Annotated in this window: 23 protein-coding genes and 1 riboswitch; of the genes, 13 read left to right on the top strand and 10 right to left on the bottom strand. The window is 43.0% G+C overall.

Going from position 1 to position 25,160, the window contains the following annotated elements:
- Window positions 1-116 precede the first annotated feature (116 nt).
- Window positions 117-2,060: a BglG family transcription antiterminator gene (locus tag KSZ58_RS14290; RefSeq protein WP_065530290.1), complete on the top strand. Its 1,944-nt coding sequence runs from the start codon at window positions 117-119 to the stop codon at window positions 2,058-2,060.
- A gap of 64 nt (window positions 2,061-2,124) precedes the next feature.
- Window positions 2,125-2,493, top strand: a complete 369-nt coding sequence (locus KSZ58_RS14285) for a nuclear transport factor 2 family protein (RefSeq protein ID WP_065530289.1) — start codon at window positions 2,125-2,127, stop codon at window positions 2,491-2,493.
- 97 nt (window positions 2,494-2,590) lie between these two features.
- Here KSZ58_RS14285 and KSZ58_RS14280 read toward each other — a convergent pair whose 3' ends face one another.
- Together KSZ58_RS14280 and KSZ58_RS14275 are read right to left on the bottom strand one after the other, a co-directional pair.
- On the bottom strand, window positions 2,591-4,366 hold the full coding sequence (locus tag KSZ58_RS14280) for an ABC transporter ATP-binding protein (RefSeq protein WP_065530288.1): 1,776 nt from the start codon (window positions 4,364-4,366) through the stop codon (window positions 2,591-2,593).
- A 175-nt stretch (window positions 4,367-4,541) separates the two neighbouring features.
- Complete coding sequence (locus tag KSZ58_RS14275) at window positions 4,542-5,069, bottom strand: hypothetical protein (RefSeq protein ID WP_065530287.1); 528 nt, start codon at window positions 5,067-5,069, stop codon at window positions 4,542-4,544.
- Window positions 5,070-5,211: 142 nt separating this feature from the next.
- On the opposite strand from KSZ58_RS14275, the gene KSZ58_RS14270 reads away from it, so the two are divergent.
- Window positions 5,212-5,967 (top strand): nucleoside/nucleotide kinase family protein, encoded by a 756-nt coding sequence (locus KSZ58_RS14270; protein ID WP_224727367.1) that lies wholly within the window; start codon window positions 5,212-5,214, stop codon window positions 5,965-5,967.
- On the opposite strand, the gene KSZ58_RS23505 is transcribed toward KSZ58_RS14270, so the two are convergent.
- The 8 genes from KSZ58_RS23505 to aroB form a co-directional block, all read right to left on the bottom strand.
- Window positions 5,921-6,340 carry a hypothetical protein gene (locus KSZ58_RS23505; RefSeq protein WP_336234581.1) on the bottom strand — a complete coding sequence of 140 codons (420 nt, stop codon included), beginning with the start codon at window positions 6,338-6,340 and terminating at the stop codon, window positions 5,921-5,923. The genes KSZ58_RS14270 and KSZ58_RS23505 overlap by 47 nt on opposite strands.
- A 24-nt stretch (window positions 6,341-6,364) precedes the next feature.
- Window positions 6,365-6,685, bottom strand: a complete 321-nt coding sequence (locus tag KSZ58_RS23500; protein ID WP_336234580.1) for a hypothetical protein — start codon at window positions 6,683-6,685, stop codon at window positions 6,365-6,367.
- A 328-nt stretch (window positions 6,686-7,013) separates the two neighbouring features.
- Window positions 7,014-7,955, bottom strand: coding sequence for a CPBP family intramembrane glutamic endopeptidase (locus KSZ58_RS14260; protein ID WP_022300451.1), 942 nt, complete (start codon window positions 7,953-7,955; stop codon window positions 7,014-7,016).
- Between the two features lie 11 nt (window positions 7,956-7,966).
- Window positions 7,967-8,815 (bottom strand): prephenate dehydrogenase, encoded by an 849-nt coding sequence (locus tag KSZ58_RS14255; protein ID WP_008818051.1) that lies wholly within the window; start codon window positions 8,813-8,815, stop codon window positions 7,967-7,969.
- Entirely contained in the window at window positions 8,812-10,074 is a 1,263-nt protein-coding gene (gene aroA, locus KSZ58_RS14250; protein WP_009270098.1) for a 3-phosphoshikimate 1-carboxyvinyltransferase, read from the bottom strand. Before aroA ends, KSZ58_RS14255 begins: the two co-directional genes overlap by 4 nt.
- Entirely contained in the window at window positions 10,075-11,091 is a 1,017-nt protein-coding gene (aroF, locus tag KSZ58_RS14245; protein WP_008818053.1) for a 3-deoxy-7-phosphoheptulonate synthase, read from the bottom strand. It abuts the gene before it with no gap.
- A gap of 44 nt (window positions 11,092-11,135) precedes the next feature.
- Window positions 11,136-12,233: a chorismate synthase gene (gene aroC, locus KSZ58_RS14240; RefSeq protein ID WP_009270099.1), complete on the bottom strand. Its 1,098-nt coding sequence runs from the start codon at window positions 12,231-12,233 to the stop codon at window positions 11,136-11,138.
- Window positions 12,230-13,243, bottom strand: coding sequence for a 3-dehydroquinate synthase (gene aroB, locus KSZ58_RS14235; protein ID WP_002606736.1), 1,014 nt, complete (start codon window positions 13,241-13,243; stop codon window positions 12,230-12,232). Before aroB ends, aroC begins: the two co-directional genes overlap by 4 nt.
- A 457-nt stretch (window positions 13,244-13,700) precedes the next feature.
- Here aroB and KSZ58_RS14230 point away from each other — a divergent pair, with 457 nt between their 5' ends.
- From KSZ58_RS14230 to KSZ58_RS23495, 10 genes are all read left to right on the top strand, one after another.
- A complete protein-coding gene (locus tag KSZ58_RS14230; protein WP_002606737.1) occupies window positions 13,701-14,786 on the top strand; it encodes a chorismate mutase in 1,086 nt (361 codons plus the stop codon).
- Window positions 14,787-14,788: 2 nt separating this feature from the next.
- The gene (locus tag KSZ58_RS14225) at window positions 14,789-16,024 is read left to right on the top strand and encodes a pyridoxal phosphate-dependent aminotransferase (RefSeq protein ID WP_008818055.1); all 1,236 of its coding nucleotides are present in this window, start codon (window positions 14,789-14,791) and stop codon (window positions 16,022-16,024) included.
- A 603-nt stretch (window positions 16,025-16,627) separates the two neighbouring features.
- On the top strand, window positions 16,628-17,551 hold the full coding sequence (locus KSZ58_RS14220; protein WP_008818056.1) for a DUF1848 domain-containing protein: 924 nt from the start codon (window positions 16,628-16,630) through the stop codon (window positions 17,549-17,551).
- A 166-nt stretch (window positions 17,552-17,717) separates the two neighbouring features.
- Window positions 17,718-17,888 (top strand): AAA family ATPase, encoded by a 171-nt coding sequence (locus KSZ58_RS22775; RefSeq protein WP_224727366.1) that lies wholly within the window; start codon window positions 17,718-17,720, stop codon window positions 17,886-17,888.
- Window positions 17,889-18,036: 148 nt separating this feature from the next.
- Window positions 18,037-18,276, top strand: coding sequence for a hypothetical protein (locus tag KSZ58_RS14210; protein WP_040014062.1), 240 nt, complete (start codon window positions 18,037-18,039; stop codon window positions 18,274-18,276).
- Window positions 18,277-18,435: 159 nt separating this feature from the next.
- On the top strand, window positions 18,436-18,576 hold the full coding sequence (locus tag KSZ58_RS14205; RefSeq protein WP_009270101.1) for a hypothetical protein: 141 nt from the start codon (window positions 18,436-18,438) through the stop codon (window positions 18,574-18,576).
- Between the two features lie 405 nt (window positions 18,577-18,981).
- Window positions 18,982-19,083: riboswitch (purine riboswitch) on the top strand.
- 186 nt (window positions 19,084-19,269) lie between these two features.
- Window positions 19,270-19,770, top strand: coding sequence for a 5-(carboxyamino)imidazole ribonucleotide mutase (purE, locus tag KSZ58_RS14200; protein ID WP_002606742.1), 501 nt, complete (start codon window positions 19,270-19,272; stop codon window positions 19,768-19,770).
- A 17-nt stretch (window positions 19,771-19,787) separates the two neighbouring features.
- Entirely contained in the window at window positions 19,788-23,483 is a 3,696-nt protein-coding gene (locus KSZ58_RS14195) for a phosphoribosylformylglycinamidine synthase (protein ID WP_009270102.1), read from the top strand.
- A gap of 99 nt (window positions 23,484-23,582) precedes the next feature.
- Window positions 23,583-24,761, top strand: a complete 1,179-nt coding sequence (locus KSZ58_RS14190; RefSeq protein ID WP_021420156.1) for a flotillin family protein — start codon at window positions 23,583-23,585, stop codon at window positions 24,759-24,761.
- Window positions 24,701-25,156, top strand: coding sequence for a hypothetical protein (locus tag KSZ58_RS23495; protein ID WP_009270104.1), 456 nt, complete (start codon window positions 24,701-24,703; stop codon window positions 25,154-25,156). The genes KSZ58_RS14190 and KSZ58_RS23495 overlap by 61 nt, the downstream gene beginning before the upstream one ends.
- Window positions 25,157-25,160: the final 4 nt, after the last annotated feature.

Here is a 25,160-nt window from a genome sequence, read left to right as displayed (position 1 = left end):
AGCAGAAATTAAATCTGTATCTTTTCCGCAGGATCGAGATAGATACCGTATGGAAGGCTCTTGGCATACTATAATGGGTGATAAAAACAAAAAGGACAGTGAACTGGAGGCTTATCATGAAAAAAACACAAAGGTGGATGGAACTTCTGAATATACTTGTAGAGGAACAGAATTTTCAGACTGTGGCAGAGCTTGCAGAACAGGTCGCAGTATCTTCGCGAACGATACACAGCGATTTGCAGGATACCAGTTTTCTACAGCTCCTTCATGGTGCCGAGCTGATAAAAAAACCGAACATCGGAATACGTCTTCACTGTACACAAAAACAGAGAGAGGCGATTTACCGGCAGCTTCAAAAAAATCGCTTTGAGACATCTGTCCCCTTGGAAAAGGGAAATGATTTACATACGGTTTTGCATATGCTTTTAACTTATAGGGATGCGATCCGTATGGAGGATCTTGCAGATGCATTATACCGTTCAAAGTCCTCACTGACCACTGTTCTGGAGGAAGCTGAGAGACTTGCTGAGAACTATGACTGCAGACTTCGAAAACGTTCAAACTATGGTCTGTCTCTGGAAGGTCACGAAGAGGATATCCGAAATCTTTTTTACCGTTTTGTAGACACTCTTCCGGTGCAGGGATATCAGCATAATGATCTGGATGTCCGTCTGCCGGATGCATTATATGAAAAAATGAAAATGGTATTTGATGTTCAGATGATTCGAATGATTATCCCGATTGTAAAATCATCGGAAATCAATCTGAATACTCATTATTGTGATTATGATTTCGGTATGCTGATTCTCAAATGCTGTATATTACTTACGCGCTGTCAGATTGACAGGTCAGTACAAAAGCAGACAACCATCAGCACCGATCTTCAGGAATATTATGTAGCCACCATCATGAAGCTGAAAATGGAGCAGACATTTCATGTAAGCCTACCCGAAGAGGAAATATATTATCTGGAACGGGTGATTCTTTCAACCCGCAAGCAGCAAAACCAGGAGCAGTTTCAGGAGCTGGACAGTGCCATGCTGGATAGATTCATTTATCTGGTATCGGAACGTCTGAATGTCGATCTGTCAGAAGATAAACAGCTCAAACAAAACCTTTGCAATCATATGAAACCGGCAATCCGGAGAATGAAGTATGGTATCTCAAGTGAGAATCCTCTGCTGGAAGCAATCAAAACGAAATACACGGAGGTCTATGTCGCAATCATGACAACGATTGATAAGATAGAGGAAAGGGAACACATCTATTTTGACGCCAATGAGCTTGGCTTTATCTGTCTGCATATCGTCGGAGCCTTAAACCGCTCCAGGAATATCCGTTCCATACGCTGTTTATTGATCTGTGATGCCGGAATCACCTTTGAATCCTATATTAAAAGCATGGTTGAAACATCCTTTCGTGAAATAGAAATTGTGAACATTATAGGCAGTGATGAAATGAAAAAAGAAACGGGGCACCAGCATGATCTTATACTGAATGCTACAACGAACCGTCTGCATGCTTCCAATATTATAAATATCGATCACTTGTTTACAGAAGCATCCTGTTCGCAGGTTCGTCATTGGATTTTTGCAAGAGAAATCAAGCATACGCTGGAGCTTCGCACAAAGTTTGACAGCTATCTTTCTTATTTTCAGGACAGCTGTGAAAATCGCAGAAGTCTCATTCATAAATACTGCACATATCTGGAGGATAACGGATATGTTACAGAAGCGTTTGAGGCGTCGGTTTATGATCGTATTCAGTATTCTTCAACAGCAATCGGACGTGGTGTTGCAGTCCCTCACGGTACGAAAAAAGCAGTGAAGAATTCCGTTATTTTAATTATCAAACTCGATCATACGATCACATGGGATGATCAGCTTGTTGACCTTGTATTCTTTGCGGCCATCGGTGAGGATATCAGTACGGAATACAGTAAAATATTTCGCCGCATTGTACGGATTGTCTCTGATGATGAGCAGACGCACATGCTGAAAAGCTGTAACAGTCTTGAAGAAATCAGAAAATATCTGTTTGATACCGAACAAAAAGCATAAGCTTTTTATATTTGCTCTTGCAATCCTTTCAGCTGCGTGTAGGATTTATGGTGAGGTGGTTACTATGAAAGAATTGGAAAGCTATATACAATCCGTCAATACCTGCAGTGATTCGCTGATTCGTGAGGTGTGGAGTGATCAGGATGAATGCTCCATGATATTTCCAAAAGGGGAAGTGGAAGGACTGGACGCTATCCTTGCTTCCTTTTATCACGGAGCGATGGCTCAGTATGAAACGCGCGACCTTCAACAGGATGATGTTAAGATTCAGGAATTCTGTGATATTACAATCGTACGCTTTTACTGGACGCTGTATGCGACGATGAAGGACAGCGGGGAACATATCATGAACAAGGGAAGGGAAACACAGATTTACCGCAGCTATCCGCAGGGGAAAAAGCTGGTGCATGTGCATTATTCCAAACTGCCGTAAGGAATGGCGTTAACACCTGTGAACATTCGTATATATCGACATGATTGCTGAACAGCAGAACAAGAAAAAAGCACGATTTTTCACAACCGTGCTTTTTCTATTGTCTGGAATGTAGTGTTTCACGAGTCTGTTCATCAAAATCCAGACCTTCAAACTGCATATGATAATACTTGGCATAGGTGCCGCCCTTCGCAAGCAGTTCATTGTGTGTTCCTCTTTCTTCCATGCCGTTTTCAGAGATAACGATAATTTCATCTGCATTGCGTATGGTGGAAAGACGGTGCGCAATTGTGATACAGGTTCTGTTTTTTGCCAGCTCTTCCAGACTTTTCTGAATATGCCGTTCACTTTCATTATCCAGTGCACTTGTGGCCTCATCCAGAATCAATATTCTTGGATCCTTCAGGAAGACGCGGGCAATACTGATGCGCTGCTTCTGTCCTCCTGACAGTCGTGTACCACGCTCACCGACATAGGTATCATAGCCATCCGGCAGTCCCATAATGAAATCATGAATATTTGCCTTTTTGGCTGCTTCGATGATTTCCTCATCCGTGCATCCGGGTTTTCCATATGCAATGTTTTCTTTTACACTTCCGGTAAACAGATATACATCCTGCTGAACGATACCGATTGCCTTGCGAAGGCTTTCCAGTGTCAGCGTTCGAATATCCTGACCATCCACACGAACAGCTCCGTTCTTCACATCATAAAACCTTGGAAGCAGGGAACAGATTGTCGTTTTCCCTCCGCCGCTTGGTCCAACCAGAGCAATGGAACGGCCTGCTTCGATATGTATAGAAACATCATCCAAAACATGCTCTTCCTCATTATAAGAGAAGGTCACATGATCATAATCTATGACACCCTGAACATTCTTCAGCTCCTGTGCATCCGGTGCATCCTGAATATCCGGCTCTGTTTCAATGACTTCAAGGAATCGTTTAAACCCGGAATAGCCCTTTTGAAACATCTCTGTAAATTCAACGAGCACCTCAATCGGGGCAACAAAGATGTTGATATACAGGGCATAGGTCGCAAGAGAAATTGGATCGAGTGTTCCGTTGGCAATAAAATATCCACCCGCAACCAGAATCGTCAGGTACAGCATCCCCTGAAAGAAATTATTTCCTGCATGAAACAGTCCCATCCGGTAATAGTTATTCGTCTTGGATTGCAGAAACAGCTGATTGCTGTGAGAAAATTTATCACGCTCAATGTCTTCATTGGCGAAGGATTTGACAACACGGATACCGGCCAGAGAATCCTGCAGGCTTGCATTGACACCGGCAATCTTACGGCGGTTATCCATAAAGGTTGCCTGCATTTTCTTATTCTGAAGCATACTGAAAATCAGCATGACCAGCGTTACTGCAATCAGAATCAGGGTCAGCGGTACGTGGATGTACAGCAGCAACAGAAAGGAACCGATAATTTTCAATAGCGAGATAAATACATTTTCCGGTCCGTGATGCGCGAATTCTGAAATATCAAACAAATCAGAAACCAGCTTGCTCATCATTTCCCCGGTATTGTTACGGTCATAATAGGAGAAGGACAGGCGCTCAAACTGATCAAACAGATCCTGACGCATATCGCTCTCCATACGTGCTCCCATAATATGTCCCTGCGCTGTTACATAATACCGGCAGATTGCACGAACGATATACATTACAAGCAGTCCTGCCCCAAGCAGAAGCAGACTGTCCATAATCATATCCTTTGGTTGAATATAAAATGTAGTATTCAGATAGCTCAGAATCTGCGGAAATGCAAGATCAACCGCACTGATCATAAGTGCACAGAACATATCAAGAAAGAACACAGTCTTATATGGCTTATAATAGCTTATAAATTTCTTCATAACTTCCATTCAAAAATCCCTCCGTTTCGCATACTGCATTATTATACACGAATTAGAAGCGGCTTACAATTCATATCCACTGATTCCAAATCGTATAAAAACAGCTGTAAGCAAAAAAGGAGATATCTCCCTCCTGCATGCGGTCTGTGGAAACATACGCATGCAATCATGCAGTTTAGATTTCTCATTCCGATACAATGGTAATTTGATTATCGTATTTTTTAAATCTGGCGGCAGATGTATCCTGTTCGATAAGAATGATATCGCCATTGGAATCCTTAACGATGTAGGCATCCTTCAAATGCCCGGATAGCAGCTTGAAAACCTGTTCATTAAGCTTTTTATATGTACCATGAGATACACGATCACCAGATAAATAATAAAGCTGATCCTCATCATCCAGACTGATATTCGTAAAGCTATCGGCACTGGTATAGGTTCCACGGATACCTTTTGCGAATCGATGCTCTTCCTTGCGTTCACTGACATAGGTGCCTATGGCATACAGCACAATAAAAAATAAGCAGGATACGAGGATGAAAGAGATTTTAACAATACGGTACTTTTTCTCTAAATTCATGATTTTCCTTTCTATGAATACCTGACTGCGATTTACAGCCTCTGAAAATATAGTGTATACAGCTGTGTAATCATCAGTAATCATTTCAACCGTAATCATCATAGCATACCGTCTATAGGGATTAAACTCCATTTAAGCATTATTAAGATTGTTTCAGGCAAGTCTTTTTGCATAAAATGAGAGCTGCATGCAATATAAAAAGATCTAAGTATTTACTTTGAAAATAATCAAAAACCCCTTATAATGAAAAAAGGGTGATACGATGGGCATACGAATGTTAACAATCAACGTGAATGGGTATGGCATACAGGCAAAATACAGGGAAGAGGATATCAAAACAGTATTTATGCCATTTCTTCAACATGTCATACAGCTGCAAAAGGAATCAGGAAAAAGACTCATAGTCTTTCTGGCGGCTCCTCCTGCAACAGGGAAATCCACACTTGCGATAGCACTCTGTCAGTTCGCCAGAGAATTGGGCTGTATGGATATGCAGTATGCCGGTATGGATGGATTTCATTATACGAATGCCTGGCTCGATAACCATTTTCAGTATGGAAAAAAACTAAAGGAACTAAAAGGCGCTCCGGAAACATTTGATGCAGAAGCAATGTATGCATTGATAAAGGAAACAAAAGGAAGCGATACCTGGTGGCCGGTATATGACCGTAATCTGCATGAGCCGCTGAAGCATAGGCTGCATATTACAGGCAGTATTCTTCTTGTGGAAGGTAATTATCTTCTGTTGGACGAGAAACCCTATCGCTCCCTTTCTGCACTATGCGACTATTGTGTGTTTATTCAAGCGGAGGAAAACCTGCTGCGTGACAGACTCATTGACAGAAAAAGCCGCGGTGGGCTAAGCAAGGAGCAGGCAGAGTTTTTTTATGAAAAAAGTGATCGCTGCAATGTACAGCGTGTCTTACATAACCGTTTGAATAGTGATGAGGTGTGGAAGCTTTGTACAGATGGAGGGTATCGGCTCATTTCTCGCAGCTTTGACGAATCGTGGCAAACATTCTGTGAATGAGAAAGGCAGCGATACACATTGCCGTGATATAAAAGAGATTGCCTATCCATATCCCGGTACGCTTCATAATTTGAGAGAATACAGGCTGGGTAGTGATTTTGTAAGGACTGATATAAAACATATTGATATCCCCGTAGGAATGAAATAAAACATTGAGCAGTGTGGCAGCTCCTATGCAGATAAGTAAAATCGGAAGGGTTTTTATAAACCCTGAAAGAGAGGTATCACCGTGTCTTGAAAAGCCGATGAAAAAGCCGACAAACAGAAGAAGAAAGTGCCAGACAAAGGCATGCAGCGTCAAGGTGATATAAGGATGCATGAGGCCATCCGGAACCAGCAGCGCCATAAGACCGCCAAGCAGATTGAAATCCATCAGGAAGGTTTCCAGAGGAATCAGCTATCTGCTTTTTTTCATAAAGGGAAGAATTGCACAAAGATACATGGGAAGACTGCATAGCTGAAAAGGGAAAATCCACCAGTCATAGGTTTTGTTATCCATAACATAAAAATGAAAGAGCTGCTTGTATAGTTCGGAAAGCAGTAAAATAACTGCAATAGCAAACAATATACGGTGATAGCTGCGATCACTCACCCTGCGCAGCTTCCATGTCAGCGCAATAGACACAGGGATACCGCCTAGCAGCATAACGATATGAAATAGTCCATAGGGCTTTGTCTCAGCCATTGTCCATGCCGTCGCATTCAGAAAATTCTCCATGCGATCACCTCCTGCCTATAGTATGGACACGATAGTATGAAACTGCAATAGAAAAAAGTGTTTTCACTGGAAGCAGCATTGAATCAGGAGGTATTCCATACTGCTTAGCAATTTTCCTTCCTGTATGTTCCCCCTTGTGATACATAGGGATCGTTCCATGATTTCACTTGATAAACTGCATACCCGCTTTATGGTTCATGCAGACTTGAGAAACTCAAATCATAACAGCATACTGCGTCTATCAATTCTGTTATACATATGTCCGCTAGAAAGAAATAAAAGGGATGCTCCTTTCTGCCGTGAGTGTGCAGGCAGGCGCATCCTTGTTTTATGTACGTTGAAAGCTTGTAATCATAATGAAAACACATAAGACCAGAAAGAGGATCGATATCCAGTTACTGAAAAAGGTACGAACACGGGAACCTCTGTTATGAATTATATAATTCCGTATGATCAGTCTTTTCTGATAGAGAGTAAACATCGCATACAGCAGAAACAGCGCTTCCAGTATAAGAAAGACTGTAGAAATCTGGCCGTTGTCTGAAAGCAGTGAGACTTCCATGATTGCGAAAGCGTTATTCAGAAAATGAATCGCTATACCTGGCAGGATACTACCCGACGTTAAAACAACATAGCAAATCATCATACTGAGAGCAAAAACAGGGACACTCTGCGGAAGATTTCCATGCAGCAATGCAAACAGCAGACTTGTCACAAGAATAGCGAAGACATTTCCATATCTTTTCAGCGTTTGCAGTATCAATCCGCGAAAGAGAAGCTCTTCCATGATCGGCGCAATGATACAGGTGGAGAGTACAATGCTTAGATTGTAGGTGATATCCGGCTTCATGGAGAAATCCGGCGTTGTCATGACCCAGCCAAAATGGATGAGGATCTGATTTATCAGCTGTATAAGAATTCCAGCTGCTCCAGACAATCCCATAGCGATAATCGTATAGCGAAGGATGGAAAGAAAATTCCATTCCTTGCATAGAGAGTACGGTATTGTTACATGCAGCTTCTTTTTATATATTACAAGCGTTAAAATCGTTACAAAGCAGGTTGCTATCATACTGAAGATGTTTGTGATTGTTTCAAGCTCTGTTTGCGAAGCGCCTGACATGATGTATGCACTGCTTATGATTCCTAAGGTAAAGGCACAGGCAAATAATAAAATATAATAGAAAAGCAGAGAGCCGGCTATACGTTTACAGTCCTTTTTGCATAGCTGATCTTTATGTTCCTCTTCCAGATACGGCTCATGTTCCATTCGGATACCTCCTATCGGTCAAAGAGCTTACGTCTTGCAGTAGATTGAATAAACAGCTCCTTTAGCCCGTCCACATCATCCTGCTCCAGGGTTGCTTTCAGATGATTGACCTCCTGTATGAAATCATCAATTTCCCGAATCAGGTTCTCTTTATTCAGAAAGAATACCTCACTCCACAGATTCTCGTTGATTTTCGCAATTCTTGTCAGATCACGAAAGGAGTCACCGGTGTATTCTACCAGGTGGGTGTTGTCATTGGTGTTCATAAGAGAAACCGCAATAGCATGTGTCAGATGTGAAACAAAGCCGATCATTTCATCATGCTGTGCAACGGTCAGCTCGGAGATGTTACTGAATCCGAGTATTTCGGCAAACTGGCGCATGGTCGCAACTGCTTCCTTCGTATTGCTTTCTGTGGGCAGAATAATGAAGTTGGCAATATGGAAGATGGAATCGTCTGCGAATTTTACTCCGCTGACTTCCTTACCTGCCATTGGATGGGAGCTTATGAACTCCACATCCCTGCGAATGATTTTCTGAATGGGTTCTACAACACCTGTTTTCACGGAGCTTACATCTGTAATCAGAGCACCGGGCTTGAAATATTTCTGATAGGTGGTTATCCAGTCTACCGTCATATTTGGATATAGTCCGCTTATTATGATATCAGCTTCCTTTATATAGTCAATATCAAATGTTGAACCGCGATCGATGATGTTATGCTTGATTGCATAGTCAATGCTGAGCTGGTTGATTTCAATGGCATCAACATGATAGCCGTTTTTCTTTAAGCCCATGGCATAGCTGCCACCGATCAGACCTAATCCGACAATAAGAAATCGTGTATTCTCCTGTATCATAACAGCTCCACCTTTCCACCAATGGACTGTAAATCTTCAAAGAATGTAGGATAGCTTTTTTGAATTGCCTGAGCACCATCAATGATGCAGGAGATGTTGCTGCAGGTCGCTGCGACACTGAGCGCCATAACGATACGGTGATCATTATGGGAGGAAAGCTCGCTCGTACAGGTATAGGAGGAGTTGCCGGTAATAAAGATTTCATCCTCTGTGGAATGAATATCCACACCGAATTTGCGCAGCTCCTGTTCCATTGCTTCAATGCGGTCACTTTCCTTGATACGCAGTCTGCCTGCATTGTAGATATTGGTATTTCCCGGGGAATACATAGCAAGGACAGTTAGGATCGGCCCGAGATCCGGGCAGTCCGCAAGATCGATTCTACAGCCATGCAGGCTGCTTTTATAAATATGATAGCCGTTTTTTACCTCTTCAATGCGTACACCAAAGTCCTTTAGTATCGAGAGAATTTTTTTATCTCCCTGCCTGGAATCGTGATGAACACCGGTAATGGTAAGATCATGATTGCATGCGGCAAGCACAGCAAAGAAGGCAAGCTGGGAATAGTCTCCTTCGATCGTATAGTCACATGCTGTATACTGCTGATTGCCCGGAATATGAATGGTCAGATCATCTTCGAAGGAAGCTTGTATGCCATAGGTTTTCAGCATTTGCAGCGTGAGATCAACATAGCTTCTGGATTCAAAGGGTGGAAGGATGTGAATGGTGGAATCCTCCTGCAGGAGTGGCAGTGTGAACAGCAATCCGCTGATAAACTGTGAGCTGACATCACCTTGCAATGTAATATCACCGGATTTCAGACATTCACGGATCGTGATACCGGATGCATCCTGTCGGAAGGTGAGCCCCTGCGCGTGGAACAAATCCTCATAAACCTTCTGCGGGCGCTGCAGCAGTCTGCCTTGACCGGTGAAGGTGATTTCCTGATTGCAGAGAGAGAAAATCGGAATGAAGAAACGAAGAGTGGAGCCGGATTCACAGCAAAACACTTCTTTGTTCTTTATTGTAAAATCTTTGATTCCGGTAACAGTAACCTGATCTGCTTCCATGCGGATATCGGCACCAAGCTGCTGCATGCCGGCAATCGTGGTTTTGATATCCTGCGAATAGGCAACGTTTTTTATGACGCTGGTGCCGTTCGCCAGAGAGGCACAGATAATCGCACGATGTGCCATGCTTTTACTTGGCGGAATGACAACATGACCACTGCAGATGGATGGTGCTACATGGGCTTTCATTTACATCGCCCTCCCGATTACACCTGCGATAGCCTTTCCCTTGCGGATCAGCTCTTTAAAGTTATCCGGCTTGAGAGACTGTGCGCCATCACTCCATGCGCATTCCGGATGATCGTGTACCTCCACAATCAGTCCGTCGGCACCAGCTGCGATTGCTGCAAGCGAAGCTGCCTCCACCAGCTCCCAATCACCGGTCGCATGACTTGGATCAATGATAATCGGAAGATGTGTTTTTTTCTTGATAATAGGAACTACACTCAAATCGAGGGTATTTCGTGTATAAGGTTCAAAGGTGCGGATACCACGCTCACACAGCATGACATTCGTATTTCCTTCAGAAAGAATATACTCTGCGGACATGATCCATTCTTCAATCGTATTGGCCAGTCCACGTTTCAGCAGTACCGGCTTGTTTGTTTTTCCAACAGCCTTTAAAAGGTCAAAGTTCTGCATATTTCTGGCACCGATCTGAATGACATCGACATACTCTACAAATTCATCCAGCTTATCGGCACTCATCAGCTCAGTAACAACAGGAAGCCCGGTTTGCTTTCTTGCCTGTGCAAGCGCCAGAATTCCTTCTGTTCCCATACCCTGAAATGCATACGGACTTGTTCTTGGCTTGTAGGCTCCCCCACGAAGCATCACTCCTCCTGCATCCTTTACCTCATGAGCGATATGACAAATCATATCTTTCCCTTCAACAGAGCAGGGACCGCCAATGACAACGATTTTTTCCTTTCCGCCGATGTGAATGCCGTTTACCTCTACTATCGTATCCTCCGGATGAAACATCCGGCTTGCCTTCTTATACGGGGATGATACGCGGACAACACTTTCCACATGCTTGTTCGCCTCAATGCGCTTCGGGTCAACCTGTGATGTATCTCCAACAACGCCGAAGACATTGAGGTTTTCACCAATACTCTCATGAATCTGAAGCCCCTTATCCTTCAGCTGCTTCATGACATGCTCAATATCTGCTTTTGTTGCACTTTTCTTCATTGTGATAATCATATCTGCTTCCTCCTCTTATATATGTTACTGTGCCGGTGTTTTTTTTATTTCATTGTCAGGGTTGCTGATCGCTCCATCAGCTGATCCAGAATGCCAATGGCAAGCACACTGTCCACGACGATTCTTGCCCGATGAATAATTGCCGGATCATGACGCCCCTGAATCTGAAGCTTCACTGCTTCGTGAGTCTTTAAATCCACCGTATTCTGTTCCTTATATATAGACGCTGTCGGCTTGATAACCGTACGGATGCGAATCGGCATTCCATTGGAAATCCCGCCGTTGATTCCACCATTGTTATTTGTAGCGGTATGAAATCCCTTGTCATAGGTGATCGGATCATTGGCTTCACTTCCATACACATCCGAAAAACCAAAGCCCAGACCGAATTCAATTCCCTTTACCGCTGGAACACTGAATAACAGATGACTCAGTGTGCTTTCCAGCGAATCGAAGAACGGTTCTCCCAGACCTGCCGGAACGTTCAGAATACAGCTCTCCAGAATACCGCCCACACTGTCGCCTTCATTTGCCGCTTCCTCTATCATCGCTTTCATATCTGCAGCTGCTGTATCATCCAGTACCGCAAAATCCATTGTATTGACACGTTCCACCTGTTTCTGTAATTCCTCTATATTCTCAGAAAACGGAATATCCTCTATGGTTCTGCTTTTCTGAATATGGCTTCCTATCAGAATTCCCTTTTCCTTCAGTACCTGCATAGCGATTGCACCTGCCGCTACCAGCGGTGCAGTGATTCTGCCGCTGAAATGACCGCCACCGCGATAGTCCTGCCAGCCCATATACTTTTCATTGGCAGTATAGTCTGCATGAGAAGGGCGCAGCCGATATTTCGTCTTTTCGTAATCATGACTTCTTGTGTTTGTATTTTCAATGAGAATCGTCAACGGTGTACCGGTTGTATGACCATTGAAATAGCCACTGACGATATGCAGCTCATCTGCCTCTTTTCGCTGTGTGGATATTCTGCCCTTTGCTTTTCGCTTTTCCATGACGGAGGCTATAAAATCCATATCCAGTTTAATTCCCGGCGCAAGACCGTCAATCACGCAGCCGATGGCTTCCCCATGGCTTTCTCCAAAAATTGTCACAGAATAATTATGTCCGAATGTATTTTTCATGCTTGTGTTCCTTTCAATATAGTACGTACTTCATCAAGCGGGGTTTCTATCAGTTCCGCTGTTCCTGCCTTTGGAACATGAACGATCGTTACATGATCACCGTCCGCTTTCTTATCTCTGCATAAAAGCTGATATACCGCTTCCGGGTCAAAGTCCACATGTGTGGGGATACCCAGACGCTCATACACGCTGATAACACGCTGCTTCAGCTGTTCATCCTCGATAAAATACAGCATTCCCAAAGCAACACATTCCCCGTGCAGATACTCACTCAGGTGATAATAGCTTTCAATGGCATGTCCGATGGTATGACCGAAGTTCAGAATCTTGCGCAGTCCCTGTTCCCGTTCATCCTGCTCGACAACACTCTTTTTCACATACAAAGCTTTTTCAATAATCGTATCCAGATCTTTTTCAATATCTCCATGCTCAAACAATGCAAACAGGGAGGCATCATAGATCAGTCCGGCTTTCAGTGCTTCCATCAGGCCGTTGATATAGTGCCTTCTGGGAAGCGTATGCAATGTTTCCGGATCGATAAAGACCATTTTTGGCTGATAGAAGGCACCGACGATATTTTTAACCTCATCCAGATTGATAGCAACCTTTCCACCGATACTGGAGTCTATCTGTGAAAGTGTGGTTGTCGGTATCTGTATGAAGTCGATTCCCCGCATATAGGAGGCTGCCACATAACCTGCCAGATCACCGACGACTCCTCCTCCAAGAGCGACTACACAATCCTTTCTGGAAAACTTGTGTGCCAGCAGATCCTCATTGATTTCCTTGAAGACGGCAAGGTCCTTGGAATCCTCCCCCTGTTCTATGACATGCACATACCCTTTCTTACATTGTTCCCGTACGATATTTGCATAGGCCTCCGGTACGCCGCTGTCTGTAACAATCATCACCTTGCGGTTTAAATCAATATAGTCATTTAAACGATACAGTATCCCGTGTTCCATCAGGATGTCATATCCGTTCTCCTTTAAATCAACGTGTAATTTCATAACAATATCCTCCCTTTTATGAAAAAAAAGCATCCTGTGTGTATCGCAGATGCTTTTGTGTGCTCGTTATAAAGTGAAAATAACCATGACTTCTTCAATGGCTTTATAACGGACTATTCAAAGTAATAAAAGTATGCTTTCTGTATCATGGTCAAATCACTCCAATTACCAATATGATAATATACTTTATGCATAATTACAAGAAAAAAACACAAATTTATGAAAATAATTTCAGTTTATGAAAATGCAATGAAAACATGATGCCGCTATTGCTGATGACAGAGTTAAGACGGTATAGGAGGACTCTATACAGCTATCCGTTACAGCACAATGAGTTTTGGATGATACTATTTGCACACAATTTGTAAAACTTTTCATAAATTCATGTAAGTTTTGAATTTATGATAGGAAGTTAAATAGAATTATTGTATAATATTGTGGAAACAGGGGTGAGTTTATGAGTTTATTGGATGATGCCCGAAAACGGATCAATGCGATTGATGAGGAAATGGCAAAACTTTTTGAACAGCGCATGCAGGCGGTTGAAGATGTTATCCGTTACAAACAGGCGCATCAGATGAAGGTTTTGGATACATCAAGAGAACAGTATGTTATTGAACATAATACAGCATTTATTCAGCGTGAGGAATACAGGGACAGCTACATAGAATTTATCAGTGAAATGATGGCAATCTCTAGAAAATATCAGCGATCGATCATTAACCGGGATCTTATCGGTTATTCCGGGACAGAAGGAGCATTTTCCCATATTGCTGCTGAGCGGGTGTTTTTGGATCACCGAAAGAAAAGCTATGCCTCCTTTGAAGACGTATTTCATGCAGTAACGGAGCGGGAAGTGGCCTATGGAGTCATTCCGTTTGAAAATTCATATACTGGTGAAGTGGGAGAGGTACTGGATCTTCTGATGCGTTATGATGTATATATCAATGATATATACGATTTGCAGATATCACAGAATCTGCTAGGTGTAAAGGGAGCATCTCTAGCGGATATCAAACAGGTGTATTCCAAGGATCAGGCGATATATCAGTCAAAGAAATTTCTGGAGGGACGCGGCTATGAGCTGATACCATATCCGAACACTGCGCTTGCGGCAGAGTATGTTGCGAAAGAAAATGATAAATCCAAGGCTGCCATTGCCGCGAAGGAAAATGCAGAGCTGTATGGTCTGGATATACTTGCGGAGGATATCAATACAAGTGAACAGAATACGACACGCTTCATCATCATCAGTAAACAGCTGATACAGCAGGGCAATCGCTTCTCGCTCGCTTTTACCACACACCACAAGGCAGGTGCACTCGTACATGCGATGAATATTATCGCTCAGTATGGATTTAACATGCAGAGTATTAAGTCCAGGTCGATAAAGGAACGTCCATGGGAATACTATTTCTATGTGGAAATAGAAGGAAATCTGAAGGATGCAAAGGAACAGCATCTGATCCACGATTTAAAGGAAGCATGTGAAGAGGTAAAGATACTCGGAGCATATCAAAACGATGAAAGAAAGCAGGGATGAATATGAGTTTTGTAAAACAGAACGTCAATAAGGCGCCAATCGAAGATACAGTATTCGCTATTGTGAAAAAGGCAAAGGAAGCCAAGGCTGCCATCGGTGCAGAGCAGGTTGTCGATGCGACCATCGGCTCTTTATATAATGAAGAAGGGAACATCGTTGCCTTTGACAGCGTGTTTACACCTTATAACGAAATAGCAAAGGAAACAAAGGCTACCTACGCGGCCAGCTTTGTCGGCAATGATTCTTTCCGTAAGCAGGTTTATGAATGGATCGTGGGCGGCACGGGCTCAACTCTGGTACACAGTGTGATTGCCACACCGGGGGGGACCGGGGCAGTAGCGATCACCATGCAGGAAATACTGGATGAAGGGGAAACGGTTATTCTCCCTGAAATCGCATGGGGCAGCTATAGGCTGATGGCGACCATGGATAATCTGAAGGTGAAAACCTATTCTCTGTTTGAGGGAGATCATTTCAATGTAGAGTCCTTAAAGGAAGCTTGCCGTGAGGTTATGAAAACGCAGAAGAAGCTGCTGCTGGTAATCAATGATCCATGTCATAATCCAACTGGTTACTCTATGAGTATGGAGGAATGGCAGGAGATTGTGGCATTCCTGAACGAATGTGGAAAGGAAGTGCCGGTAGTGCTTCTCAATGACATTGCTTATATTGATTTTTCTTATGATTTAGAGCATTGCCGAAATTATATAAAGACATTTAATGATTTTTCAGAAAATGTTATGGCTGTAATTGCCTTCAGCTGCAGCAAGGCGCTGACCTCCTATGGCTTGCGTTGTGGTGCCGCTATTCTGTTGGCACAGACAAAGGAAGCTGTACGCGATGTGGAAATCGTATTTGAGAAGGCGGCCAGAGCTACCTGGAGCAATGTGCCGAATGCTGCTATGGAAAATTTCACATATGTTACAACAACCAATTATGATGCGTATATGAAGGAAAAGGCGATGTATGTGGAGCTTCTGAAAAAGAGAAGTGACATCTTTACAGAAGAAGCAGATGCCTGCGGATTGGATTACTATCCTTATAAAGAGGGCTTCTTCGTAACTGTGAGAATCGAGGACAATGCATTGCGTGATGTCTTCCACGAAAGCCTGATGAAGCAGCATATTTATACAGTAAAGGTAAATAAGGGCATTCGTGTTGCGGTGTGCTCTCTAAGCAGTGAGAAATGCAGAGGGCTTGCGAAGCGCATGAAGGAAATACTTGATACATGTAAATAGACGCATATTACATTAGCATGATATAGATAAGCAGACCGGGTATTGCGGTCTGCTTTTACGCTTTTCGTAATCCGATGTATTCACTTTGTATATCGTTTTTTTAGCTTTTCCAGTTCATAAAAATATAATCCTATAATCGGTAAATCGCTTTTTGTAATAATCTCCGCATTCTGACTTTAAAAGCTGCATCCTGAATACCATCTTCTAAATCCGGTAAGACATTGTAAAAAGTGCCGTTTTTTTCTGCTGCTTTTCTGAATTTACTATCATGGAGATACGGAGCTGTTATATATGACAAAATCAAGCACGCCTGTTGTTGCTGTCTGTCTGGGACAAGTCACCATGAACGCTTATTCCCATACATAATTCCTTCATCAGAGTCATTGTTATCGTTCAGTACTTCTCAGCTTCCTGTAACTTTTCCACCCTTATAATGGCGTAGTTTTGCAGCTTTACTTACCATTTTAAATTTCAATTTTACAATTTTCCCATCTTTTCAGTATTCGAAGGAATATGTAAATCAGAATATACATCATAGAAACCAAATTCGTGCAGTTCGAATGAAGGTTATGGTATAGTATAAGAAAAGAAATGAGGGATAGCATGATACTTTTTGTAAGCGGACGCTGTGATATACCGGCATTCTACAGCACATGGTTTTTCAATCGGCTTCAGGAAGGCTTCGTGGATGTTAGAAACCCGTTCAATCCTCATCAAATCAGTCGTATTTATCTGAATGAACAAAATATTGATGGTATTCTGTTTTGTACAAAAAATCCGATTCCCATGATGAACAGACTGGAGGAAGTACCCTTTCTCTATCAGTTTCAGATTACGCTGACACCTTATCATGAGGATATCGAGGAACATGTAGCATCCAAAAAGGAAATCGTAAATGCGGTAAGAGAAATGTCACTGCGACTGGGAAAGGATCGTGTAATCGTTCGCTATGACCCGATCCTGCTTACTCCCAAATATACCGTGGAGTACCATCGGCGGGCATTTGAAAAGCTGTGCAGCCAGTTGGAGGGCTATGTGGATACAATTATCATTTCATTTGTGGATATGTATAAGAATACGGCAGGCAATCAGAAGCGTATGCAGCTACAGGAAATGCGCCGACAGGATATGCTGGATGTCGGAAAGGCACTGGGCAGTGTCGCTGAGCGCTATGCTGTACATATACAAACATGTGCAGAGGATATTGATCTTTCCCCCTATCATATTCACAAGGGACTCTGTATGGATCGTAAAAAGCTTGAGAGACTGGTACAGCATTCCTTGGATCATATTCAGGGAAAGGGTGTGCGATCTGTCTGTGGCTGCATGCCGACGGTTGATATCGGTGATTATAACTGTTGTCCGCACGGCTGTCGGTACTGCTATGCCAATTATAATGAAAAACAGATTGCGGAAAGAATGAAGCTCCATGATCCGCAAAGCAGCGTCCTGCTGGGACACCTTGATGAAGAGGACAAGATTACGATACGGGAGGATAAGCATATCCGTCAGATTTCACTGCTGTAGGACGAAAATATTTTCAGGTATGATAAGGGAATCCTAACTTGAAGTTTCTATTGCATAACTTGTTCTATCCATGCCATTTTCCTTTTGTTCGTGATTCATAGCGTGGTATAATAAACACACAAGGGAGAATGAATTGTTTGCCAATTGGTATAGAGAACTTCAAACTATGATAGATGAAGGTTATTATTATGTTGATAAAACCCTATTCATTAAGGAAGTGCTTAATGAAAAAGTTGCACTGTACACAAGACCGCGTCGGTTTCACAGAATAGTATCGATACCTTTGGTATCCGACAAGAGGCGCGCTAGTAGCGGGAAAAACATTAAATATGAGTAGGCGCTGCCCATCCAGGCGTGCTATATTATTTCTTTTCTATGAAAGAGAAAGAGAATGCGTATCTTTTTGATAATCTTGAAATTTCAAATGATTGTGATGCTTTGCTTCATCAGCATGCATATCCAGTTGATTCATCACCTTAAAGGATATGAAAAGAGCTGATTATAAGATGCAGATTGAGAAATTCGGTTCTATAATTTCAGACATTGTTAATGCAAATCCGGAATTGCTGAATAGTCCAATGTTAAATACTGCACAGAAAAATTTGTTGACACAGTATCAAAATGAGACCTCAACCATAAGCAACTTAATGGATGCTTTGTTTAAAATCAGTATTTGTATGCAACTGCATTTTCAGAAAAAAGTCATTATTCTGATTGATGAATAGGCGCTGCCCGCCCATGGCGTGATGTTCCTTTACAGACTGCATATTTGAATGGCTACTATGATGAAATGGTAGACTTTCTCAGGCATGTGTTTAGTGCAGCCCTTAAAACAAATGATGCTTTAGAAAAAGGTATTTTGACAGGTTGCGGACCTAAAGCCGATGGCAGAAAAGGCTTGTGAACAAATCAAAAATCAGAAATATATAGAGGGATTGTATGCAGATGGCTATGAAGATATTATAGGATATGGAATAGCATTCCATAAAAAGTCCTGTGTAATTACATCCTTGAAAGATATTTGAATGCTTTACATTAAAAAAAGCTGTGATAACTAGAAAGTCTGGTTTCACGGTTTTTTTAAATAATTGTTTGCTATTTTTCATCGCTTATTTGTTAGTCGAAATTATAATGTTCTCTGAAACCTCTTTATTGCGTCTTATGATTCAAAAATTATCAGAATAAAGATGCAAGAAAATGCTTTTTATGGATATAGGATGCGTATGGAGTTGATATAATACGATATGATAAGTAATTTGGATAGGATAATTTTGAAAGTATATAGTTATAAAGCATGAAAAAGAATACGCCTATATTCTGAATAAACCGCATACATATCCCGTAGTTTCCTCAGGAATCCGAAATTGAGAAAATCAGATAAGAAAATTCACTTTATCTATTGTAATAAAATCAGGTTTCTAGTAAAATAGACATGTATTGACATACATGCTTGTATATACCCTGTAATAAGGTCAGGGAGTTTCTAGCCGTTCACCGTAAACGAACGGGCTACAAGCAAACAATTACTCTTTCTTTTTGTTCTGGGACGTACTTGTTTGCTTTTTATATTGCAGGCAGGTGCGTCTTTATAATTTTTATAGGAGGTCTTACTTATGGTCTTAAGAAGATACGCTATAACAATTACACAATTTAACGGTTTTTAGTGTACATATTGGTGAAAACGATATGTATTTTTTTATTTCAAGGAGGAAAAACAAATGAGTGAAATCAAACCTGTCGTCAGTATTTTAATGGGAAGCCGTTCCGACTTGCCAACAATGGAGAACTGTTTCAACCAGCTGAAGGAATTCGGTATTCCTTTTGAAGCACATGCATTAAGTGCCCATCGGACACCGAATGAAGTTATCAAACTGGCAGAAGGTGCCAAGGATCGTGGAATCAAGGTTATTATTGCGGCTGCAGGCGGAGCTGCTCATTTGGGTGGAGTTATCGCATCCAGCACAACACTGCCGGTAATCGGCGTTCCGATTCAAACAAGTGCACTGGGTGGAATGGATTCCTTGCTGTCCACTGTCCAGATGCCTGGAGGAATCCCGGTCGCAACAGTCGCAATCGGAAAAGCAGGCGCAAAGAATGCCGCTATTCTGGCAGCACAGATGCTTGCGTTAAGCGACGAAGCAATGGCTGAAAAAATGGTCGCATTCAAGGCTTCCATGGCAGAAAAAGTAATCAAAGATTCCGTGATTGAAGTGGAATAGGGAAAGGTGAATATACTATGAATTATCGCGTATTTGTGAAGAAAAAGGAAGCATTTCAGGTGGAATCCGCTTCTTTGTTTCATGAACTGAAGCAGAATCTGAATCTTTCAGGATTGCAGGGTGTACAGATGTATAACGTATATGATGTCTTCCATGGGGATAAACATGACATGGAGCTTCTGAAAGAAAAGGTTCTGAGTGAGAAGGTAACGGATGAGGTTTTTGATGAGATTGATCTGAAGGGAAAAACCTTTATTGCATATGAATGCCTGCCAGGACAGTATGACCAGCGTGCGGACAGCGCACAGCAGTGTCTGATGCTGTTGAATAACAAGCAGGATGTTGTAATCAAAAGCGGACGTATCGTCATTCTGGAGGGCAGTGTTACAGATGAAGAAATTCAGGCTGTCAAGAAATACCTGATCAACCCGGTAGAGATGAGAGAAAAGGATCTTGCCGTACTTGGGTATGAGGAGGATGTGGAGATTGAACCGGTACCTGTTTTAAGTGGCTTCCGTGATCTGGATGAAGCAGGTCTGGAGGCATTGCGCAGTGAACAGGGGCTGGCTATGACGCTGGCGGATGTTCAGCATATTCAGAAATACTTCAGGGAAGAGGAAGAGCGTGATCTGACGCTGACAGAGCTGAAGGTACTGGATACCTACTGGTCTGATCACTGTCGTCATACAACCTTTGAAACGATCCTTCAGAATGTAAAGATTGATGCAGGCAGTCTGCAGGATACCATACAGAAGGCATATGAGCTGTATCTGAAGCTGAGAAAAGATGTACATGATAATAAGAAATTTGTGACGCTGATGGATATGGCTACCATCGCGGGTAAATATCTGCGGAAAACAGGTAAGCTGGATGATATGGAAATCAGCGATGAAATCAATGCATGTTCCATTGAAGTAACCGTGGATGTAGATGGTGAGGATCAGCAGTGGCTGTTGATGTTTAAAAATGAAACACACAATCATCCGACGGAGATTGAACCGTTCGGCGGTGCAAGCACGTGCATCGGCGGAGCAATTCGTGATCCGCTGTCCGGAAGAAGCTATGTATATCAGGCAATGCGTATCACAGGTGCCGGAGATATTACAAAGGATATTAAAGAAGCACTTCCAAACAAGCTGCCGCAGAGCCGCATATCAAAGGGGGCTGCCGCAGGATATTCCTCCTACGGGAACCAGATTGGTCTGGCAACTACCTATGTAAAGGAAATCTTCAATGACGGCTATGTCGCAAAACGTATGGAGGTAGGTGCAGTCGTAGGCGCCGCACCAAAAGAAAATGTTGTGCGTAAAAAACCGGAAACCGGAGATATTGTCGTACTGATTGGTGGAGCAACCGGTCGTGACGGTGTCGGTGGAGCAACCGGTTCCAGTAAGGAGCATAACGATACCTCTCTTACAAAATGTTCCAGCGAGGTTCAGAAGGGAAATGCGCCAATCGAGCGTAAGCTGCAAAGATTGTTCCGTAATCCGAAGGCAACGAAACTGATCAAAAAGGCAAATGACTTCGGTGCCGGCGGTGTGAGTGTCGCAGTAGGTGAAATTGCGGATGGATTGAGAATTGACCTGGATAAGGTTCCTGTAAAATACAGTGGTTTATCCGGAACAGAGCTTGCCATTTCTGAATCACAGGAACGTATGGCTGTTTTGATTGAAGCGGATAAATTTGAGGAATTCAAGCAGCTTGCATATGAAGAGAATCTGGATTCCTGCATTGTCGCAGTCGTTACAGAGGAGCGCCGTCTGGTGATGAGCTTCCATGGAGAAGAAATCGTAAACATCTCCCGTGATTTTCTGGATACCAACGGTGTCCGCGGACTCCAGGATGTACTGATCCGTGAGGGCCTGAGTGATACCGACCCATTCCACAGCAAAGTGACCTCTGTGGAAGAAAACCTGAAACAGCCCAATGTGGCGTCCCAGATCGGACTTGCGGAAATGTTTGATGCTTCCATTGGAAAATCAACCGTACTCATGCCATTTGGCGGAAAATATCAGTTAACGGAAACTGAAGGAAGTGTACAGAAGCTGCCGGTATTCGGCTTTACCAATACATGCTCCATCATGACACACGGCTATCATCCGGAGCTGTCGCTATACTCTCCGTATCTTGGTGCCAGCTATTCTGTTGTTGAAGCACTTGCCCGTGTTACTGCCATGGGTGGCAACTATGAAACCTGCCGTCTGACAAATCAGGAGTACTTTGAGCGACTGCATACCGATCCTGAAAAATGGGGAAAACCAATGCAGGCACTGCTGGGGCTGATTGAAGCGGAAATGGCATTTGAAACTCCAGCCATCGGTGGTAAGGATTCCATGTCCGGAACATTTAACGACATCAGTGTTCCGCCAACCTTGATTACCTTTGCGGTCACAACGGAAAAAACAGAGCATATTATTTCACCGGAGTTCAAGGAAGCCGGACATCATATCTATTACATAAAGCATACACCGAACGATAATCAAACACCGAATTATGAAGAACTGAAAGCAAACTTCGCCAAGGTGCGTGAGCTGATTCGTAAAGGCGTGATTTGCTCAGCCGCAACTGTGAAATTCGGAGGACTTGCGGAAGCACTATGCAAGATGAGCTTCGGTAATAAAATCGGTGTTGAGGTGAAGACAAGCGAACATATCTTTGATCTCAGTATCGGAAGCATTGTTGTGGAGAGCAGTGAAGCGATTTACGATGAAGCCTTTGTATTACTTGGGAAAACGACGGATGCCGACACGATCTGCATCAATGAGGAATGCATCACAATCGATAAAGCTATCACCGCATGGTGTGAGCGCTACAACACCATGTATCCAATGACAGTGGATCAGGAAAAGGGTGTTATTGAAACACCGGAGTATACTGCAAACGAGCGTGTTCATGCGAAAAAGACGATAGACAAGCCTAAGGTTATTATTCCGGTATTCCCTGGACAGAACTGTGAATATGATACAAAACAGCAGTTTGAGCGCGCAGGTGCGGAAGCTGAAATCTATGTCTTTAACAATCTGAATGTAGAAAGCATTGAACGCAGTTTGAAGGAGCTGAGTGAAAAAATTGCATCGGCTCAGATTCTGATGGTTGTCGGCGGCTTCTCCAGTGGGGATGAACCGGATGGAAGCGGTAAATTTATCGCCAATGTCTTAAGCAATCCTTCCGTAAACAAGGCTGTGCAGACACTGTTGGCAAATGATGGTCTGATTCTCGGTATCTGTAATGGATTCCAGGCACTGATCAAATCCGGTCTGCTGCCATATGGAGATATTACCAAGCTGAGTGAGGAATCACCAACTCTGTTCAGAAACAATATCAATCGTCATGTATCCCATATGGCGACAACGAAAATAACCTCCAACAAATCACCATGGCTGTCCAGCTTTACACCGGGACAGGGACATTCCATCGCGATGTCACATGGCGAAGGTAAATTTGTCGTTAGTGATGAGGTTGCTAAGCAGCTGTTTGAAAACGGACAGGTTGCTACACAGTATGTAGATCTGGATGGCAATCCAACGATGAATGGTACTTATAATATCAACGGTTCCAGCTATGCCATTGAAGGTATTACTTCCTTGGATGGTAGAATCTTCGGTAAGATGGGACACAGTGAGCGTTATGAAGACGGACTGTTTAAAAATATTGATGGGGATAAATATCAGAATATTTTCCAGAATGGCGTAAACTACTTCAGAAATAAATAAAAACAAAACCTATATAGGAATAGGCAAAATGCGTAAAAGAGAAGCAATTGAAGCAAAACCTATATAGGATAACGCAAAATGCGTAGAAGAGGAGCAATTATGGATATACAATCCTTACTGCCTTATATCGGTGGGGCGATCGTTATTATTTTGCTTCTTCTGATCGTAACAATAGGCTATGTTAAGGCACCGCCTGACACAGCCTATATCATTTCCGGTTTGAGGAAGAAAATTATCGTGGGAAAGGCAAGTATCAAGATTCCGTTTCTGGAGCGTCTGGATAAGCTGAGTCTGAAGCTGATTCCAATTGATGTTAAAACAAGCAGTATGGTACCTACCGCTGATTATATCAATATTCAGGTAGATGCCGCAGTAAATGTTAAGGTTGGCAGTGACAGCAATAAGCTGGAGCTTGCAGCACAGAACTTCCTGAATCAGAACAGTGACTACATGGCACGCGTTGCCCGTGAGGTTCTGGAGGGAAATATGCGTGAAATCGTTGGACGTATGCGTCTGGAGGAAATGGTGAGTGACCGTCAGAAATTCGCTGAGCTGGTAAAAGAAAATGCGATGCCGGATTTAGCGGCCATGGGTCTGAATATCGTCAGCTTCAATGTTCAGAATTTCACAGATGCAAACGGGGTTATTGACGATCTGGGTATTGATAATATTTCACAGATCAAGAAGAAAGCCGCAATCGCAAAGGCGGAAGCCGATCGTCAGGCAAACGATGCCAGAGTTGCGGCAGAGCGTGAAATTGCAATCAAGAACAATGATTTGAGTATCCAGAAGGCAGAGCTGAAAAAGGTTGCCGATGTGAAGCAGGCGACAGCAGATGCGGCTTATGAAATTGAAAAGGAAAATCAGAGAAAAACGATTGAGGTCACCTCGGCGGATGCCAATATTGCGAAGCAGGAACGGGAAGTTCTTCTGAAGTCAAAAGAGGCAGAGGTTAAGGAAAAGGCACTGGAGGCAGAGGTCAAGAAACAGGCGGAGGCTGAAAAATTCGCAGTACAGCAGAAAGCAGATGCAGAGCTGTATACGCGTCAGAAGGAAGCAGAAGCAAAGAAGTTCGAAATTCAGCAGGAAGCGGAAGCACAGCGCGCAAAAGCGGATGCGGACCGATACAGCCGTGAACGGGAAGCACAGGGTATTCAGCTGGTTGGTGAAGCGGAGGCGGAAGCATTCGCGCAAAGGGTATTGCCGAGGCAGAGGCAATGGATAAAAAAGCAGAGGCATACCAGAAATATACCGGAGCTGCCGTGGCGGAAATGCTGATCAAGGTTCTTCCGGATGTGGCAGGTAAGATTGCAGAGCCGTTAACACAGATTGATAAGATCACCGTTATCGGTTCCGGAAATGATTCCAGCAGCATTGATTCTGTGGCCGGAAATGTTCCCGGTGTCATGACGAAGCTGTTTGAATCCATGAAGGAAACGACCGGTATTGATCTTGGTGAAATCGTCAGAGCGAATACATATGATGCCAAGGTCACAAGAAATGTGAATTTCTCCGGAATCCCAGCCAGTGATAACGATACAAATGTTGTGGTACAGGCAGTGGACAGCGTAAGGAAGCAGGATGAAAAAAAGCCTGAAAAACCGGTAAAGCCGGTAGAGGAAAAACCGGTTGAAAAGAAAGCGGACAATGATAAAATGTCCTGGGAAAAATAAAAGA

This window comes from Erysipelatoclostridium sp. DFI.2.3, assembly GCF_019132535.1.
Classification (GTDB): Bacteria; Bacillota_I; Bacilli_A; order Erysipelotrichales; family Erysipelotrichaceae; genus Clostridium_AQ; species Clostridium_AQ innocuum.
This window is presented reverse-complemented; position numbering and strand designations above follow the sequence as displayed.

Coding starts and splice junctions, on each gene's coding strand:
- KSZ58_RS14210 (WP_040014062.1), top strand. CDS start 18,037: ATGAAAAGAGCTGATTATAAGATGCAGATTGAGAAATTCGGTTCTATA.
- KSZ58_RS23505 (WP_336234581.1), bottom strand. CDS start 6,340: ATGGATTTCAATCTGCTTGGCGGTCTTATGGCGCTGCTGGTTCCGGAT.
- aroF (WP_008818053.1), bottom strand. CDS start 11,091: ATGATTATCACAATGAAGAAAAGTGCAACAAAAGCAGATATTGAGCAT.
- KSZ58_RS14225 (WP_008818055.1), top strand. CDS start 14,789: ATGAGTTTTGTAAAACAGAACGTCAATAAGGCGCCAATCGAAGATACA.
- aroB (WP_002606736.1), bottom strand. CDS start 13,243: ATGAAATTACACGTTGATTTAAAGGAGAACGGATATGACATCCTGATG.
- KSZ58_RS14290 (WP_065530290.1), top strand. CDS start 117: ATGAAAAAAACACAAAGGTGGATGGAACTTCTGAATATACTTGTAGAG.
- KSZ58_RS14220 (WP_008818056.1), top strand. CDS start 16,628: ATGATACTTTTTGTAAGCGGACGCTGTGATATACCGGCATTCTACAGC.
- purE (WP_002606742.1), top strand. CDS start 19,270: ATGAGTGAAATCAAACCTGTCGTCAGTATTTTAATGGGAAGCCGTTCC.
- aroA (WP_009270098.1), bottom strand. CDS start 10,074: ATGAAAGCCCATGTAGCACCATCCATCTGCAGTGGTCATGTTGTCATT.
- KSZ58_RS14280 (WP_065530288.1), bottom strand. CDS start 4,366: ATGGAAGTTATGAAGAAATTTATAAGCTATTATAAGCCATATAAGACT.
- KSZ58_RS23495 (WP_009270104.1), top strand. CDS start 24,701: ATGGATAAAAAAGCAGAGGCATACCAGAAATATACCGGAGCTGCCGTG.
- KSZ58_RS23500 (WP_336234580.1), bottom strand. CDS start 6,685: ATGGAGAATTTTCTGAATGCGACGGCATGGACAATGGCTGAGACAAAG.
- KSZ58_RS14270 (WP_224727367.1), top strand. CDS start 5,212: ATGTTAACAATCAACGTGAATGGGTATGGCATACAGGCAAAATACAGG.
- KSZ58_RS14275 (WP_065530287.1), bottom strand. CDS start 5,069: ATGGAGTTTAATCCCTATAGACGGTATGCTATGATGATTACGGTTGAA.
- KSZ58_RS14285 (WP_065530289.1), top strand. CDS start 2,125: ATGAAAGAATTGGAAAGCTATATACAATCCGTCAATACCTGCAGTGAT.
- KSZ58_RS14255 (WP_008818051.1), bottom strand. CDS start 8,815: ATGATACAGGAGAATACACGATTTCTTATTGTCGGATTAGGTCTGATC.
- KSZ58_RS14260 (WP_022300451.1), bottom strand. CDS start 7,955: ATGGAACATGAGCCGTATCTGGAAGAGGAACATAAAGATCAGCTATGC.
- KSZ58_RS14190 (WP_021420156.1), top strand. CDS start 23,583: ATGGATATACAATCCTTACTGCCTTATATCGGTGGGGCGATCGTTATT.
- KSZ58_RS14205 (WP_009270101.1), top strand. CDS start 18,436: ATGGCAGAAAAGGCTTGTGAACAAATCAAAAATCAGAAATATATAGAG.
- KSZ58_RS14230 (WP_002606737.1), top strand. CDS start 13,701: ATGAGTTTATTGGATGATGCCCGAAAACGGATCAATGCGATTGATGAG.
- KSZ58_RS14195 (WP_009270102.1), top strand. CDS start 19,788: ATGAATTATCGCGTATTTGTGAAGAAAAAGGAAGCATTTCAGGTGGAA.
- aroC (WP_009270099.1), bottom strand. CDS start 12,233: ATGAAAAATACATTCGGACATAATTATTCTGTGACAATTTTTGGAGAA.
- KSZ58_RS22775 (WP_224727366.1), top strand. CDS start 17,718: ATGATAGATGAAGGTTATTATTATGTTGATAAAACCCTATTCATTAAG.